At 45.2% G+C, this 17,093-nt stretch carries 16 protein-coding genes; 4 read left to right on the forward strand and 12 right to left on the reverse strand.

Annotated elements, in window-relative coordinates; translation table 11 throughout:
* Positions 1–180: 180 nt before the first annotated feature.
* A complete protein-coding gene (locus TW84_RS04180) occupies positions 181–477 on the reverse strand; it encodes a hypothetical protein (protein ID WP_045974421.1) in 297 nt (98 codons plus the stop codon).
* A 201-nt stretch (positions 478–678) separates the two neighbouring features.
* Positions 679–2,646 carry a methyl-accepting chemotaxis protein gene (locus TW84_RS04185; protein ID WP_045974422.1) on the reverse strand — a complete coding sequence of 656 codons (1,968 nt, stop codon included), beginning with the start codon at positions 2,644–2,646 and terminating at the stop codon, positions 679–681.
* A gap of 256 nt (positions 2,647–2,902) precedes the next feature.
* Here TW84_RS04185 and TW84_RS04190 point away from each other — a divergent pair, with 256 nt between their 5' ends.
* Positions 2,903–3,322: a BLUF domain-containing protein gene (locus TW84_RS04190; RefSeq protein ID WP_045974423.1), complete on the forward strand. Its 420-nt coding sequence runs from the start codon at positions 2,903–2,905 to the stop codon at positions 3,320–3,322.
* A gap of 40 nt (positions 3,323–3,362) precedes the next feature.
* On the opposite strand, the gene TW84_RS04195 is transcribed toward TW84_RS04190, so the two are convergent.
* From TW84_RS04195 to TW84_RS04230, 8 genes are all read right to left on the reverse strand, one after another.
* A complete protein-coding gene (locus TW84_RS04195; protein ID WP_045974424.1) occupies positions 3,363–3,836 on the reverse strand; it encodes a DUF2947 domain-containing protein in 474 nt (157 codons plus the stop codon).
* A 25-nt stretch (positions 3,837–3,861) separates the two neighbouring features.
* Positions 3,862–4,449 (reverse strand): HD domain-containing protein, encoded by a 588-nt coding sequence (locus TW84_RS04200; RefSeq protein ID WP_045974425.1) that lies wholly within the window; start codon positions 4,447–4,449, stop codon positions 3,862–3,864.
* A 2-nt stretch (positions 4,450–4,451) separates the two neighbouring features.
* A complete protein-coding gene (rimJ, locus tag TW84_RS04205) occupies positions 4,452–5,030 on the reverse strand; it encodes a ribosomal protein S5-alanine N-acetyltransferase (protein ID WP_045974426.1) in 579 nt (192 codons plus the stop codon).
* A complete protein-coding gene (gene tyrR, locus TW84_RS04210; RefSeq protein ID WP_045974427.1) occupies positions 5,031–6,575 on the reverse strand; it encodes a transcriptional regulator TyrR in 1,545 nt (514 codons plus the stop codon).
* A gap of 102 nt (positions 6,576–6,677) precedes the next feature.
* Positions 6,678–7,727 (reverse strand): YcjF family protein, encoded by a 1,050-nt coding sequence (locus TW84_RS04215; protein ID WP_045974428.1) that lies wholly within the window; start codon positions 7,725–7,727, stop codon positions 6,678–6,680.
* Positions 7,724–9,100 (reverse strand): YcjX family GTP-binding protein, encoded by a 1,377-nt coding sequence (locus tag TW84_RS04220; protein WP_045974429.1) that lies wholly within the window; start codon positions 9,098–9,100, stop codon positions 7,724–7,726. Before TW84_RS04220 ends, TW84_RS04215 begins: the two co-directional genes overlap by 4 nt.
* Before the next feature lie 130 nt (positions 9,101–9,230).
* On the reverse strand, positions 9,231–9,416 hold the full coding sequence (locus TW84_RS04225) for a hypothetical protein (RefSeq protein ID WP_045974430.1): 186 nt from the start codon (positions 9,414–9,416) through the stop codon (positions 9,231–9,233).
* Between the two features lie 104 nt (positions 9,417–9,520).
* A complete protein-coding gene (locus TW84_RS04230; protein ID WP_045974431.1) occupies positions 9,521–11,044 on the reverse strand; it encodes a fumarate hydratase in 1,524 nt (507 codons plus the stop codon).
* A gap of 204 nt (positions 11,045–11,248) precedes the next feature.
* On the opposite strand from TW84_RS04230, the gene pabB reads away from it, so the two are divergent.
* A complete protein-coding gene (gene pabB / locus TW84_RS04235) occupies positions 11,249–12,616 on the forward strand; it encodes an aminodeoxychorismate synthase component I (protein ID WP_045974432.1) in 1,368 nt (455 codons plus the stop codon).
* Here pabB and TW84_RS04240 read toward each other — a convergent pair.
* Positions 12,613–14,304 (reverse strand): ATP-binding protein, encoded by a 1,692-nt coding sequence (locus tag TW84_RS04240; RefSeq protein WP_045974433.1) that lies wholly within the window; start codon positions 14,302–14,304, stop codon positions 12,613–12,615. The genes pabB and TW84_RS04240 overlap by 4 nt on opposite strands.
* A gap of 4 nt (positions 14,305–14,308) precedes the next feature.
* On the reverse strand, positions 14,309–14,851 hold the full coding sequence (locus TW84_RS04245) for a heme NO-binding domain-containing protein (RefSeq protein ID WP_045974434.1): 543 nt from the start codon (positions 14,849–14,851) through the stop codon (positions 14,309–14,311).
* A gap of 83 nt (positions 14,852–14,934) precedes the next feature.
* Between TW84_RS04245 and TW84_RS04250 the strand changes: the two genes are divergently transcribed.
* Both TW84_RS04250 and TW84_RS04255 read left to right on the forward strand, forming a co-directional pair.
* Positions 14,935–15,543 (forward strand): CoA pyrophosphatase, encoded by a 609-nt coding sequence (locus TW84_RS04250; RefSeq protein WP_045974435.1) that lies wholly within the window; start codon positions 14,935–14,937, stop codon positions 15,541–15,543.
* A 290-nt stretch (positions 15,544–15,833) separates the two neighbouring features.
* A complete protein-coding gene (locus TW84_RS04255; RefSeq protein ID WP_045974436.1) occupies positions 15,834–17,087 on the forward strand; it encodes an aromatic amino acid transport family protein in 1,254 nt (417 codons plus the stop codon).
* The last annotated feature ends 6 nt before the right edge of the window (positions 17,088–17,093 follow it).

Consider the following 17,093-nt stretch of genomic DNA (forward strand, 5'->3'; position numbering starts at 1 on the left):
GCTCAGCAGCAAGCAGTACAAGAGGCCAAGGTGGTCTATCAATTTGAGCTCGTAAGACAGCGTCCCAACGATTACGTAACAATCTTGTTGTGGCTAAGCTGGTGTTTGGAATCAATAAACGCAAACTCAATACTTCACGGCCTCAGTGTTCCATGGCACCAGAGCCGAAGCGAAAAGCGCTTAAACACGTGGTGAGTTTTGGACGACTTCGGAGATAACATAAACATACAGTGTAAGTATCAGCGGACCTACCAAGAGATTCCAAATTTCGGTACCGACAAAAATACTCGGCTCAGGGAACTCAGAAGCGATGACACCAATCACTATAAGCCAGCCCACTGATAGCTCCAAAATAAGCACGATAAAAGACGTCACTAAAACCACCAGCGCGAAGGTAGACGAAATCACTTTTTCATCCCCAGCAAAATAAACCGTGATGGGGACCACAATTAAAACTAACTCCAAAAATGTTATCATCTTCTTACCTCGATCACCGAAAACGAGTCATGCCTGAGAGATTTCATGGATAGAAAGGCTGTAGACTCTGGTCTCTAGATTTAAGAAAAGAGGACATACCCACAACAAGCTCTTGGCACTAATGCTCAATGCATTTTTCTCCCAACAGAGCCGACTCTCGTCGGTACTCCCCTTTTCTCTTTTAATTGGCTCAGTGCGGCGTCACCGCGACATTTTCTGATTAATCGCTCGCTCAAGATCGGAAATTTTACGCACAACCTCCTTAGATATTGGCTCTATTTGTTCAAACGCTCTATTGGCGTCTTCGTGTTGACCTTGGTCTATCAATTCGAGTACATCCTTAATCACACCATGGAGTTTCGCGTGAGGTGGCTCTAGAGCTTTGAATGTGGCCTCAGTACCATAAAGGCTTTTTCCTTCTCCGTAGTACCATTTGCCCAATGCACAGAAATGATGGTCACAGGCGACTTTTTTGTCTAATGCTTGATGATCACCATTCAAATAAGAACGAACCTTGGTTTTCCAAGCTAAATGGGCGTTTTTAATATCAGTGAAATCAATCCGTTTAACACCACTCAGTTTGAAGTCTGCTAACTGCTCTCTTAGTTCTAAGGCTTGCTGGCTCAAAGCTTTGGCTTTGTTCTGCAGATGGAGGGCACTCTCTTCAGTGTCGACACTTTTTTCGCTGATGACTTCTACCGACTTGTTCATATCTTGAACGACTGTAGATTGCTCTTCCGAGGCCGCCGCTATTTGCGTGCTCATATCATTGACATGGCTGACTTGATGAATAATCTCGGAGAAGGTTTCTCTGGCTTTAGAAACACCTTCGTAGGCATTCTGAGCAAGAGTGTTGTTTTCGGAAATTCTTGTCGATGAGGCCTGAACGCCTTTCTGTAGGCTCTCTAGCATCGAATTAATGTCCTCTGTCGCGGTTTGTGTTCTCTGTGCCAAACTGCGCACCTCATCCGCCACGACAGCAAAACCACGACCTTGCTCACCCGCACGAGCTGCCTCTATTGCAGCATTCAATGCCAGTAGGTTGGTTTGCTCTGCAATCTCACTTATCGTTTTGGTTACTTGCCCTATACTTTGGCTCTGTTCTGACACGTGTGCTATCTGAGTAATGGTTGCATCTAGCTCAACCAAGAAGTTGGAAAGCTTCTCTAAACCTTGCTCTATAAGTTCGTCACCAGCCTGAACATTTTTTTGCGTTTCGAGTGCAGTGTGCGAGGTTTGGATCGTATTTTCCGTTACTTGTTGCACGGTGGCCGCCATTTGTGTCATTGCACTGGCGATTTGAGAAGTGTGGGATGACTGTGAGGCCATCATCTGCTGCATGTGGAAACTGTCCGACGACACCTTATCTGAGTCTTCGACAACTTTTTGTGACGCCCCAACGACTTGGCTAAGAATCGCTTTATAGCGTGCTTGCAGCATTTTGACTGATTGGTTTAGACTGCCGATCTCGTCTTGTCTGGACAGGTTGATTTTCGTAGACAGATCGCCTTGAGACATCTTTTTGATCAGCGCTTCGGTCTCTTTCACTGACGTTAAGATGCGTTGTCGTACAACAAACCAATTGAGGCCAGCAATAACCGTTAAAATCACCGCGGCCAAAGCGTTGGTCAGCTGGTCAGAGAAGAAAGATTGGCCCGCAAAAATTGCCCCACCGAGCATCAAAATCAGATGAGTAAGTGAGAAAAACTGGTTGAATGTCACTCGCTCTAGCAGTGTTGGCCCAGGAAGTTCAAGAGAGGCGTTACTGCGCATTTTTTTGTATAAGGCTTCCGCATCAGCCACCTGTTGTTTGGATGGTTGTGAACGGACCGACTGTATGCCGACCAACTGACCATTTTTCATTATCGGGGAAACGAAAGCATCGACCCAGTAATGATCCCCATTTTTACAACGATTTTTGACGGTGCCCCGCCAAATTTTACCCGCTCGGATTGTGCTCCATAAGCTTTTAAACGCGGCTGGCGGCATATCTGGATGCCTGACAATATTATGGTCTTTCCCTGTCAGCTCTTCTCGTGAAAAACCACTAATGGACACAAAGTCATCATTGACAAACTTTATTTTTCCCTGAATATCGGTGACCGAAACCAAATCGTTTTTGTCATCAAAGAACACTTCCCTCTGAGTAACGGGTCCATTGTCTTTCATAGTGCTTTCTCCAACGCCTCTACTGTTGAAAGCCAACGACAATATTTTTAATAATTTTTTATCAGAATAGCTCAAATACTATGCATGGGGTAGATGGACTTTAGTATAAGAAAAACCCATTATTTGCAGCGTCAGGCTGGTTGTCACACAGCATAAACCCGTCGGCTTAGTCAAGTACAAGTTAACATCACAAGGTGTGTTTTATTGCATATACTGTTAGTGGGAACGAAAGCACGAGGCGAGCAAGGAGAACACTATGTACTTAGTCAGGTTGGTTTACGCAAGCACAATAACAAAAGGGATTACCGAATCGGATATTCAAAATATTCTAGATGTAGCGAGAAAAAACAACGCGCTAGTCGATGTGACGGGTTTACTGTTATTTAATCGCAATTACTTTTTGCAGTGCCTCGAGGGTTCAAGAGCTCAGGTAAACAAGATTTATCATCAAATTCTTAATGATCAGCGACATGAAGATATTTTGTTGCTCGATTACAGCGAGATCTTCGAGCGAGAATTCGGTGACTGGAGTATGGGCTATATTCCCGAAATGAACCTGACCACACCGATCAACCTTAAATACTCGGTTCAAGCGAAATTTGACCCTTACGGTATGTCTGGTGGTAGTGCGCATAAGTTACTACTCAGCCTGCGCAATGTAGTGACCCTTGTTTAGCCAATAAACAGCAAAAAGCAGCCTTAAATGGCTGCTTTTTTTAGCCTCGATAACCGAGTTTAACCTTGCCATCGGAATCAAACCATAAAGATTCTTTGCGTCGACGACCGATTAAAATCGGGCCATCATCGTAGAACAAGAAATTTTTCCAATGTTTCTTAAAAATACTCCATTTAGTCTCGATGACGTTGTATTTTTCGTAGCAAAAATAGACCGTGACGTCGTCCTGCCAATCAATAAACTCGGCAACGCCTTCTGGCAACACGTCTTCGTCGGCTTCCCAAGCCGCCATCCAATCAAGACTTTCTTTCCAGTTGGATTCTTTCATTGGCCAGTCACTTGAACTCAGGCGTTCTGCATCTGGGCTTTGAGTACTGATGTTCTCTTTCCATAACTGAGCAGCACGCGCCTGTGTCATCGGCTTGATCTGCTCAAGATCTTGCTCTGGTACGGGCATAGATTGGTGAGTGAAAATCCATTTTCTTTGGTATTCATCCAAAGTGAGATACGACATTCATTTTCCTCGTAGTATGGCCTGTTCAGGCTTTAAGCCATCCTTTTTGAGTGGCTTCTTCAATGACTTGCTGAGCCTTCCCCCATAAAGCTTGCGAGCCATATTCTATTTTCTGGTTTACCGTCAGCGCTTGCTCACGAGTCACGCCATGCTCTAGCCAACTCTGACCGTTATTGTGATAATTAAGTAACATTGGGATTATCCTGTCCAGAGCTTTACCAAACTTAGCATCAGCTGACTCAGCTCGCTCAAACTCAAGCCATAGTTCAAGAAGCTCCTGCCCTTGATCATTAGGAAGCAAAGCAAACAATCGCTGTGCAGCGACAAGCTCTTTCTCCGCCTGTACTTTTGAGGCCGCTGTGTCGTACACGAATGTATCGCCAGCATCAATTTCAACAATATCGTGCAGCAGTAGCATCTTCACAACACGAGCAATATTAACAGGCTCGTTAGCGTGTTCTTCCATTAATATCGCCATTAGAGCAACATGCCAGCTGTGTTCTGCGCTATTTTCAAGACGACCTTGAGCACTTTTGACACGGGTTCTTCGCAAAACGGATTTCAGTTGGTCTAGCTCCATCACCAAAGCCAGTTGTTTCTCTAATCTATCCATGGTCAGTTTTTTATCCAGTTGGGGTTAAGCAATGACGTCAGGTTGTGGTCTTCCCACTTCCCATCAATCAGCAGATAATCTTTGGCGAATCCTTCCCTTTGGAATCCAAGACGCTCAAGCACGGCTTCACTGCGATGATTTCGTGGCATGTAGCCCGCCATAATTCGATGGATGTTTTGGATAGTAAACATATAGCGAACGGCCATCTTCAAAGCTCGCGTCATCACACCCCGCCCCTGTGCAGTTTTACCAAGTGAATAGCCAAGGTTACAGGCGTGAAAAGGGAATCGAGAAATATTGCTAAACGAAACCGTACCCAACATTTCGTTCGTTTCACTATCAATGATGAGCAAGTAGTAACCTAAACCCATACGGTGAAGCTCGTTCAACTTAATCAAACGCTGTGTCCAGCCAAACTCTGAGAAGAAAGCCTCTTCCCGTCTGGGTTCCCACTGCTTGAGGTGTTCTCGATTAGCAATAAAGTAATCAGAGATCAACTGACCGTCGGTAGGTTCCGCGGTGCGCAGAATAATACCTTCATCCTGCTCAAACACCTGTTGAGGAGTACTGATTCGTTCCATCTAGTTTTTTCTTATTCCGTATTCACGTAGTTTGTTAGCCACTGAGGTGTGGGAAACGTTGAGGCGTTTGGCCAATTTTCGGCTTGACGGGAACGACTGATAAAGGCGTTCCAGAACCTGAGACTCATAATCTTTCATGATTTCATCTAGTGAACCATCTAGATTAATGGTCGCCCCACTTGTGGAAGGAGTGTCGAGTTGCGGCAAATGAAATAGATCGACAGTCAACGTCTCTGTATCTAGCTCAGTTAACGCTCTCAACACCATATTCTCTAACTGTCGCATGTTCCCTGGCCACTGATAGTTAACCAACTGAGCAACTAAGGTTTCATCAATATTGGGCTTCTTGATACCGAGTTGTTTAACATATTTGACGACAAACAGTTCGAGAAGCGGGCCAATATCATTTGAGCGCTCTCGTAGTGCAGGAATATTAAGTGTTAAAACATTCAAGCGGTAAAAAAGATCTTCACGGAACGATTTAGACTCCGCGAGATCAGCAAGGTTATGACGAGTAGAAGCGATCACTCGAACATCGACATGAATTTCTTGCTCAGCCCCTACGCGACGGAAAGTGCCATCTTGGAGTAAGCGTAATAACTTAATCTGTAGATGAGGGCTCATTTCGCCAATTTCATCTAAGAAAACCGTGCCGCCATCCGCTTGTTCAAAAATGCCCTTATGACCCTGTTCATGGTTGAACGAGCCCGGGGCATGACCAAACAGCTCAGTTTCGGCCACATCATCGGGCATTGAAGCACAACTCAGAACAAGGAATGGTGAAGCCGCTCGATGGGAACGATTATGACACGCTCTGGCCAGCATCTCTTTCCCTGTGCCCGTCTCTCCTTGAATCAGCAATGGCTGCTCAAGCATCGACAGTTTTTTCGCTTGGCTCATTAGTGCCTTGTGCCGATTGGATATGCCGACAAAATGTTCAAAGCCGAGATTGTTGTGCAGGGGTAATGAATCTTCTAAGACCGACTTTTCTTGCGTAGAGCGGATGATCATCACTGTACTGGCCAAGATCGATTCGTTGGATTCATCAGTGATGTAAACTGGCATGATCTCCATGCTGTAGTCGAGACCGCCAATAACAATGTTTTCTCGCTGACGGGTGATCTTCCCCTCAGCCCACTTAGAAAAATTAAAGCTGGGTAGCAGAGTGCTGATTTGGTGACCAATCATCTCCTGTTCTTCACACCTGAACAAGCCTAAAGCCGCGTGGTTCGCCATATCAACATTGCCTTTCAAATCAATCGCCAATACTGGCTCAGGCAAGTTATTAAGCAGAGAGATAAGTTCTGTATTGTGCCTTTCCATCGGCATGAACTGAATTTTACGAACGTCTCTCACACCTGAAATTCGACGTATCTCGGCCATAAGTTCACTGAAAGTATCGAAATCGATATCAGGACAGTTGAGGTAGATAATACCTATGGTGTCGATTTCGATCCCTCGCAAATCAATATTTTTAGAAGCCAGAATATCGAGTAGCTCACGGGTGAGCCCTAATCTGTCTTCACATATCACTTCTAAACGCACTGATTAAATCCCTAGTCTTAGGTGTCAGGAAAAGTTGACAGTAGTTTCCCTTAAGCCTAGATCCTCGTCAAGCAAACCAGCATTACTTGCTTCACATTCACACTATTTGATTGTTATAGAGGCGATTTTTTCTACAATCTGCTTTCTTATCGCACCTAAACTAACTTTTCTTTCCTGATGCCAAGGTATAGGCCTAAGTAATGTCATCGCTTTGATTCCTAGCCTTGCGGTCAGTATACCAACCCCAAGCCCTTGCCCTGCTCTCGCGGATACTTTCCCCGCAAGATCCATCGACATTAAATCCATACTGGCATCTATCGCCAGTTCACTTGCCCCTGCCGCGGCCATGTTGATCAATGTTGCTTTGAAAAGCTTCAATCTAGACCAGTATCCGAGCTCTACACCGTAAACATCGGCGAGACTGTCGATCATTTTGAAATTGCGCCATGCGACCAGCAACATATCAACAATGGCCAGTGGGCTAATTGCCACCAAAGCGGCAGATTCCGTCGCGTACTGAGTGACGATTTTGCTCGCTTTCTTGTCTTGTTCACTCACGACCATCGCGTCATACATGTCGAGTACTTCGGAGTCGCTGTGAGAAGCATTAACACTGTGTGCCCAGCGGTCATAGCTTGGTGATTCTGGCTTAATGCCGCTTTGCTTAGCGATAGCTTCACAAAAAGCTTTTCCGCGACCGACACTATTACCAGCAATTAGCGCTTCACTCTGTTCTTGAACCGAAAAGTGATGACGTAACGTCTTAAGCTTCCATAGTTCCTTACCCATTGCTCCTATGCCTAGCGCCGCCAGTGTCGACATAAAACCAGCCCAGCCAAGCGCTAACCAATCTGCATTTTGAACAGACACCATAATACTGTCGATGGCTTGCCAGCCGACTAAGCCAGAAAAACCCGTAAGTAGACCACTCGCTAGCCATCGACGCCCGGTTTTAGGTCGAATTACCTGTGCTAGGTTTTCCTCAGCCCCACTCAACGTTTCTTCAGAGCTGATTGCCGCTGGTATGAACGTTTCTCGTTCTTCGAACTGCATTTGCGAGGTCAGGTCTGGCTCGCTACCCAAAGGTTCTTGATCCAATGTTTGGTTGAAGACTTGTTTTTGCTTCAGCTTTGGGTCTTGATAATCGGTCATTTCAGCTTGTCTCCAATCAGGTATTCCAGCGCTTTATCGAGACGAATATGAGGAATAGGATCATCTTCCGAGCTAGAAAGTGGCCGAAAGCCAATAAATTCGAATCCCTCGTTTTGCCAAAAACGCTTGTGAGGTAGTTTTTGCGGAACCTCTCCCGGAAATATTGTCATGGGTTGTCCCTCAAGGTTTATTCCTTGTATAGCAGGAACGGATTCAGTACCACGGTTGATGAAACCTGTTTTGGTTGCCTGAATAGACGCCATAGAGATACAGCTCATCTCGATGTTTTCATAGGACGCCGTTTGCCAAGAGGGATGAACCATCTGTTGCAGCAGAGAAACAAGGTTGGGATGCTGCTCTGGAGTAACATGGTCGGCCTTAGTCGCCGCAAACAATATCTTGTCGATTCTCGGCGCAAATAATCTCTTTAGTATATTGCTTCGGCCATAGCGGAAGCTATGCATGATCTGTTCAATGGCATGGCGCATGTCGTGGAACGATTCGTAACCAGCGTTTAAAGGTTGTAGGCAGTCGACCAAAACGATTTGACGGTCAAACGTCGAGAAGTGATGCTTGTAAAACGCTTTCACGACTTTTTGTTGATATTCCTGATAGCGCGCTTCGAGCATGGCTAAATTGGAGTCCTTACTCACTTTACTCTCTGTATCAAAGCGGCACGGGAAAAACTGCAACACTGGCGCACCTTCCAGCTCACCTGGTAAAACAAACCTACCAGGCTGAACCCAGTGCAACCCCGTCGCCTTGCAATTGTGTAAATACTGAGTGTAACTCTGTGCGATCGCTTCAAGCTCTCTTTCATTGACGTCACCAGTCAGGTCTAGTTGTTCGAGTTTAGCTAACCAGTCTTGTGCCAGCTCCCCACGTTGACCTTTAAGTGCGTTGAATTGTGTCTGTGACCATTGGTGAAAGCTCATGTCCAGTAACGGTAGATCGAGCAACCATTCACCAGGATAGTCAATAATATCGATGTGTAACCTTGATGTGCTGCTAAACAGCTTTTTAGATTTTCTCGTCGATTTGTATTTCACAGCAAGACGAATTTCGCTGACATCGCGCGTCGGCTCGGGCCATGTTGGCGGCTCAGAGAATACGTCTTCCATCGCTTCATCATACGCAAAGCGCGGTACCATCATATTGGCTTGAGGTTCTCGCTTTGCACCCACGATACGTTTATCGCGAGCCGATGCCAATAGAGGTAGGTTGTCATGAGTGGAAGTGTGTAATAGTTGATTGACGAGTGAACTAATAAACGCTGTTTTACCAGCGCGTGATAACCCCGTCACGGCTACCCGCACATGGGAATCAACACTTCGATTTATAAAATCATTCACTTCCTGAGTTATGTTCTTCATTGACCGTCTCTTTGCTTGGAACACACATTCATCCTAATCATTGTAATCTTAATGAAAGATGAATAAAAAAGCCTCTGATAAAAATCAGAGGCTTAGATGCTTTAAACGTGGGCAAACGCACCAGATAGCGTTAGTCATCTTCTATCAGCTTGTAGATCACAAACAAAGCGATTTCCAATAGAACCAATAAAGCACAAGTCATGATGACGTACTTTTGATCAAAAATGCTAATCCCATTAAGGAATAAATCGTAGCCGAGCAACGTACCGACCACTACGGCAATAATCAGTTGTAGGATTTGAACAAATCGTGGCATGAATGCTCCTTGAGTTCTTTAACGCGAAAAATCTGATAAAAAGGTGCGGCATACCGCACCTTTATCCACTGTTTACCCTTTCATTCAGTGGTTTCTCACCCGTTCTATGATTGAGACTCCATTTCCTGAATTTTTACTTTCCAAGTATCTGGGCCGATCTGGTGAGCATTAGCCCCCGTTGAATCCACAGCAACCGTGACTGGCATATCTTCCACTTCGAATTCGTAAATCGCTTCCATGCCCAAGTCTTCAAACGCCACAACACGCGCTTTCTTGATGGCTTTTGCCACCAAGTAGGCAGCACCACCGACAGCCATTAGATAAACCGCTTTATGCTTTTTGATGGATTCCACGGTCGCTGGGCCACGCTCTGCTTTACCAATCATGCCCATAATGCCTGTTTCTTCGAGCATCATGTCGGTGAATTTATCCATACGAGTTGAGGTCGTCGGGCCTGCTGGACCCACAGCCTCATCGCCCACAGCATCAACTGGGCCAACGTAGTAAATGAACTTGCCTTTAAGGTCAACGCCCGGTGGCAAACCTTCACCATTTTGCAGCATTGTCTGGATACGTTTATGCGCCGCATCACGCCCCGTCAAGATCTTTCCTGATAACAGTACCGTTTCGCCAGTCTTCCACTCTTCAACGTCTTTTTGCGTGACGTCATCAAGGTTGACACGACGGGTATTGGCTCCTGCTTCCCAAGTGATATCTGGCCACTCTTCAAGCTTAGGTGGCGTCAAGTCCGCTGGACCTGAACCATCTAAGGTAAAATGCACGTGGCGCGTTGCAGCACAGTTGGGAATCAAACACACTGGCTTGGATGCCGCATGCGTCGGCGCTGTCTTGATTTTCACATCCACGACGGTGGTTAAACCACCTAGACCTTGAGCACCAATGCCCAGTTTGTTAACACGGTTGAAAATGTCGAGACGTAGCTCTTCTTCTGCGTTTTCAGGACCACGCTCAATCAACTCTTGAATGTCGATGTGCTCCATCAGAGATTCTTTTGCCAGTACTGCTGCTTTTTCAGCTGTACCGCCAATACCTATGCCTAGCATTCCCGGAGGGCACCAACCCGCCCCCATTGTCGGCAGTGTTTTTTCAACCCATTCAGCCACATCATCAGACGGATTAAGCATGACCATCTTGGTCTTATTTTCAGAACCGCCGCCTTTGGCAGCGATTTGTATCTCAACCGTATTGCCCGGCACCATGTTGATGTGAACAACCGCAGGCGTGTTGTCCTTGGTATTGATTCGCTTACCTGCTGGGTCGAGCAAAACAGACGCTCGTAGAGGGTTATCAGGGTTTGTGTATGCCTGACGAACACCTTCATCGACCATTTGCTGAACCGTCATATCGGTAGAGTCCCACTGGACTTCCATACCGATATTGACAAAGCAGGTAACGATGCCTGTGTCCTGACAGATTGGCCGGTGACCTTCTGCAGACATACGCGAGTTGATAAGAATCTGAGCAATCGCGTCTTTCGCCGCTTGGCTCTCTTCTTTGTGATAGGCTTCTTCAAGGGCTTGAACAAAGTCTAGAGGGTGATAGTAAGAAATATACTGAAGTGCATCAGCGACACTGCTGATCACATCTTGCTTGCGAATTACCGTCATTGCATGCCTCGTTATAGTTATGCTTCCTTTAACACCGCCGTATAGACGCCAGTTTATATTCTTGCTTTTAACCACAAGTTTAGAAGACTGACACCACCTTTTTATTATAAAACGTCACTGTAGCGGCGATAGTTGGCAATATGATACTCTTGGTTTCCCTCTCTTGCTATGCAGTGAACGATCTCTTTGTCACAAATTAAACAAATGAATAACAGCACACTAAATTGCTTAGAAATCAAACCGATTAACTACCATCCAGAGCTTTCAAAACGTCTTTTTAGCCGAATTGAAGACAAACCGTGGTCGATGTTGTTACGTTCTGCATCCGATAACCACATAGATAGCCGATTTGATATTTTAGTTGCTGATCCCATCGTTAAACTCACCACCTGTGGCGAATTAACGAAGATCGTTAACCCCGCTGGGCAATTTGAATCCGGTCAAGACCCTTTTACACTCTTAGAGCAACAACAGAACCAATGGCTGCCCAACCAAGAATACAAAGGTGATTTGCCATTTATTGGTGGAGCACTAGGCTACTTTGCCTACGATTTAGGTCGCAGAGTAGAAAAACTTCCCAAAATGGCTGAGCGAGATCTCTCATCGCCAGATATGGCGGTAGGTATCTATGAGTGGGCAGTGGTGGTTGATCATAAAGAGAAACAAGCGTTCGTCGTCGGCGAGAACGTTGAACGTCATTATCATTGGCTCGAGTCGCAAACCAATCAAGGCTCGCAGGGCTTTTCTCTATGCAGTCCTTGGCAATCCAACATGTCAAAGCAAGCGTATCGCGATCGCTTTCATCAAGTCCAAGAGTATTTGCGCTCGGGAGACTGCTATCAGATTAACCTGGCTCAGAGGTTTAGTGCTCAATACTCAGGTAGTGAGTGGCATGCGTATCAGAAGCTCGAATCAGTCAATAAAGGGCCTTTTTCCGCCTTTGTCCGTACTGAATGCAGCGCAATCCTGAGTGTTTCACCTGAACGCTTTTTGCAAGTACACGACCGTCTAATTGAAACAAAGCCCATCAAAGGCACTCGGCCTAGGTATCAAGACGCTGAATTAGATTCCGCTTCTGCAAAGGCACTGGCGATGGCAGAGAAAGATCAAGCGGAAAATCTGATGATCGTCGACTTGCTGAGAAATGATGTGGGACGGGTTGCAAAACCTGGTTCAGTACATGTTCCCAAACTGTTCGATATTGAGAGTTTTCCAGCCGTGCATCACCTAGTGAGTACAATAAGAGCTGAGTTAGATATTCAATACTCACCTGCAGATCTGCTGCGTGCTAGCTTTCCTGGGGGGTCAATCACAGGCGCTCCTAAAATTCGAGCCATGGAGATCATCGAAGAACTGGAGCCACATTGCCGCAGCGCCTACTGTGGTAGCATCGGCTACATAAGCCGCCATGGTTCGATGGATACGAGTATTACTATCCGAACACTGATCGCTGAGGGCCATCAAATTCATGTCTGGGCAGGTGGCGGCTTGGTCGCCGACAGTGACAGTGAAGCAGAATATCAAGAAACATTAGACAAGCTGTGCAGAATTCTGCCCGTGCTCGAGAATTAAGCCCACTTTTCGAGCATGAGTTTTAGGTCTTTTGCCGTGTACGGTTTGGTTAAAATGTCATTCATGCCGCTTTGAATACATCTTTCACGCTCTTCCAGCGTTGTCCCAGCCGTTAAAGCTATGATAGGCAGTTCGAATTCTTGTTCACGTAAGTAACTGGTGGCTTCAAAACCGTCCATCTCTGGCATTCGACAATCCATAAAAATGAGATCATATCGGCTTCCAGATGCGGCTTTGATGGCTTCCACACCATTGTTAGCGATATCAGGCGTGATCGACAGCTTTTTCAACATTTGATTGATAATAACTTGATTCATGCGGATATCGTCCACCACCAAGATAGACAAATTTTCCAGCGGCTTTGTCGCCTTATTCTCCGTACTTTCACTCTGCAACGCTTGAGTGGCGACTTTAAGCGGAATAGATAGCTTAAACTCCGTGCCTACACCTTTTTGGCTGGTAAAACCGATTTCTCCTTTCATCAGATCGATGAGGTTTTTGCAGATTGCCAAACCCAAACCTGTTCCCTCAAAATGACGTTTAGCGGTTCTGTCGGCCTGCACAAAAGGATCAAAAAGAATCGCTTTTGCTTCTTCTGCTATACCTATGCCCGTATCTTTCACCATGACCTTAAGGTTATCTTCTAGCCAGAACACTTTGACTTGCACTGAGCCTGCTGAAGTAAACTTGATGGCATTGCCGACGAGGTTGATCAGAATCTGGCAAATCCGGTCAAAATCCCCTATCAAAAACTCTGGTACTTCTGGCGCCGAGTCAATTGAAAAATGAATCCCTTTGTCCTGTGCTCTATTCGCAAACACCCCATCGAGCATATTGGTCAGTTCTAGCCAAGCAAAAGTCGATGGAATTAGCTCCATCATACCTGCGCTCATTTTACTAAAATCAAGAATGTCATTGATGATATGCCTCAAGAAATCACCAGTATGAGAAAGGTTGGTTAGCAAGGTACGTTGCTCTTCATCCAACGAGGTATCCGACAATAATTCAGCGCTTCCTAGCAACCCATTTAGTGGTGTTCTTAACTCATGATTTATCATGGCGACAAACTCTTTGGTCGCCCTCTCTGATTCTTCTGCTCTGGCTCTCGCCTCTTGAGTATTGGTCAGCATAATTTGTCGGCTAATGGCGCTGCAAAGCAAATCCGCAACCAAACGCATTTGGCTAACGATAAATTCAGGTTCAATATCATGATCTTCGGTGAACACTGACAACTCACCCACCACCTGATGATCGACCTCTAATGGAAGAGAGAGCCTTTCTTCTTGCCAATATGCATAAGGCTTAATTCCATCTATTGTGTCTCGCTGTTGGTAACCAAAGTGGCTATCGTGAATCGTCGAGGCAATGCCAGGGTCGAGAAAAAGCCCAGACGCTGTCAACGCGGAAGAGGAATCAAGGCGTTCAAGCAGGTTGGACAGCAAGCCATCATCTAACGTGCGACTAAGGAAAGCTCGGCCGAAGTGGATCAGAATCTCGTTTATTTGCTCTTCAAAAGCCAGTTTGTGTAAATCTTTGTGCGTTTGCCTTTTCAGTTGGGTAAGCACCAACTTTAAGTGTTCATTCGCCTCATAAAGTTCGAGACTTTTCTGCTCTAGCAACAACTCCGCTTGCTTGCGTGCAGCAATTTCTCTGGCAATTTTCCGTTCCAGCGCAGACTGATTACTCATTCATTTACCCTACGACTGCTACCTTGAACCTAACATCATTGCCGCTTTTATGATTGTTTTCCATCTCAATGTTAAGCGATTCATTAAAATGCTGAGCACACCCTTCAATCAAACCCAAGCAGACATGGGACATACAGCGGGCGCTTTTGTAATCAAAGACCATTTCTGTTTCGGTTTCAGAGATAAATTCAAAGCGTGGAGGATTGGCTTGTTGATACAGTTTTTTCACTTCGATGTGGATATAATCTTCAACCAAACGAATAAACTGAAGTGAGTTTTTACACCCTTGTAAGCTACTTCGTTCAGGCAAAGACTGATAGAGGTTTTCAAACACAGATTGGCCAAAAACACGCTGCAATTCTTCGGCAGAAATACCCGTTTGTTTGCTTAACTGAACGATAAGCTTTACCAAGTCTCTGTGATCATAGCTGCCGACTGAGGTGTAGACACCTTCATCGCCTGCATCAGAAAGAAGTTTATCAAGAGCATCGAGGCCAAACTTCTCTTCAACTAAGTCCATAAATTCTGTAAAGATAAGTCCTTTCATATATTGAGCTATCCTTAGTATATGGTGGTCTCTCAAGCATGAGTCATAAAGTATAGTTTTTCAAATAAGCATTCGGAGCTAACGTGTTGTCAGAACTCAATAAAAACCTATTAATTCAAAAGTTCCAGTTACAGCAAACCGTCGATTATCACCATGAAGCTTTGAAACGAGTTGCACACATTCATCATGAATCATTACGTAAAGCCTCAGTACTTATAGGGTTTGTAGAAAGGGGGAACGGGCTAAATATCATTTTCACCAAACGCGCAAAGCACCTAAAACATCACCCCGGGCAAGTCAGTTTTCCCGGTGGTAAATATGAAGATTGGGACCACTCATTGGCGGATACTGCATTAAGAGAGACTTACGAAGAAATTGGTATCAAACACCGACAAATTGCCATTTTTGGCCAGATGCCAGAACTCATCACCATCAGTAAGTTTACGGTGACCCCCTTTCTCGCCTTCGTATCCCCTGATTACCAAGCAAACATTGACGCCAATGAAGTGGACGAAGTGTTCGAAGTACCCGCTGAAATCGTGCTCGACAAACGTCACTTGCATAGCGAACGCTTCCAGTTTCGTAACCATTCACACCGTGTGTTTGGCCTGTCCTACGAAAAGCACTTTATTTGGGGGATGACAGCACAAATTATCCACGCCATGCAAAACCATATCATGCCGCAACATTAACATTTATTGGTATTGTTCGACGTTTAATCACATTAGTTAAACTATTCATCAATAAGGCAAACGTTTTCTCGCGACATACATAAAACAAATTTGCAACAAGATTAGTTTTTCTAATGCATTGGATTAGCATAAATCACTAGTAGCACATCATTTTCGTGAGCAAAAACCTGTTTTTGACATATCATATTATGACTCGCATCAATTCATGATTTAGATCTATTTTTCGTGCAAGATTTTTATGCAAAATTGCACCCGACTTATTTCCTGTTCCCAAAAATGAGTATCACAAAATGAATGCTACAAAATCAGCGGTTTCGACCGCACAATCGTCTAGTAAGTTTTCTTACAAAGACTTCACCTGGTGCCTGTCACTTTTCGGTACTGCGGTAGGTGCTGGCGTACTATTTCTACCAATTAAAGCGGGAGCTGGTGGTTTCTGGCCATTAGTAATCCTTGCTCTCATCGCAGCACCAATGACTTGGTTCGCTCACAAATCCCTTGCTCGCTTCGTTCTCTCTGCGAAAAACCCTCAAGCTGATATCACTGATACAGTGGAAGAACACTTCGGTAAAAATGGCGCAAACCTTATCACTTTCGCTTACTTCTTCGCTATTTACCCTATTGTTCTTATCTATGGTGTTGGCATTACAAACACAGTAGATTCTTTCCTAGTAAACCAAATGGGCATGGAATCCATACCTCGCTGGTTGCTGTCTGGGGCACTTATTGCTGCTATGACCGCTGGCGTAGTATTTGGTAAAGAGCTCATGCTGAAAGCGACCTCTGCCATGGTTTACCCATTGGTATTGGTTCTACTGGCACTCTCTGTCTATCTGATTCCAGATTGGAATAGCTCTATGGTGGAAGTCGCACCTGACTGGTCTGCCCTTCCTTCTGTCGTATGGCTAGCAATTCCGATCATCGTATTCTCTTTCAACCACAGCCCAATTATTTCTCAGTTCACTAAAGAACAACGCCGTGTATACGGAGAAGGTGCAGTAAAGAAAACCGATACGATTACTGGCGGCGCGGCAATGATGCTGATGGGCTTCGTGATGTTCTTTGTATTTTCTGTTGTGCTGTCTCTTTCACCAGAAGAGCTTGCCATGGCGCAAGAGCAAAACATCTCGGTATTGTCTTACCTAGCGAACGTTCACGAGTCACCTCTGATCTCTTACATGGGCCCTCTAGTCGCGTTTGCGGCGATTACATCGAGCTACTTTGGTCACTTCCTAGGTGCTCATGAAGGTATGGTTGGTCTGATCAAATCTCGCTCTTCAGTACCCGTGGATCAGATTGAAAAATTCTCTTTAGTATTTATCGTTATCACCACTTGGATTGTGGCTATTGCTAACCCTAGCATCCTAGGCATGATTGAAACCATGGGCGCGCCTATGATTGCAGCAATCTTATTCCTAATGCCTGTTATTGCCATGCAACTCGTGCCAGCAATGGCGAAGTACAAAACTTCTGCGCCTGTTCAGATTTTCACAACAATCTGTGGTCTTGCGGCAATTAGTTCTGTAATCTACGGAGCACTTTAATCACGC

The organism is Vibrio neptunius (assembly GCF_000967495.1).
Classification (GTDB): Bacteria; Pseudomonadota; Gammaproteobacteria; order Enterobacterales; family Vibrionaceae; genus Vibrio; species Vibrio neptunius.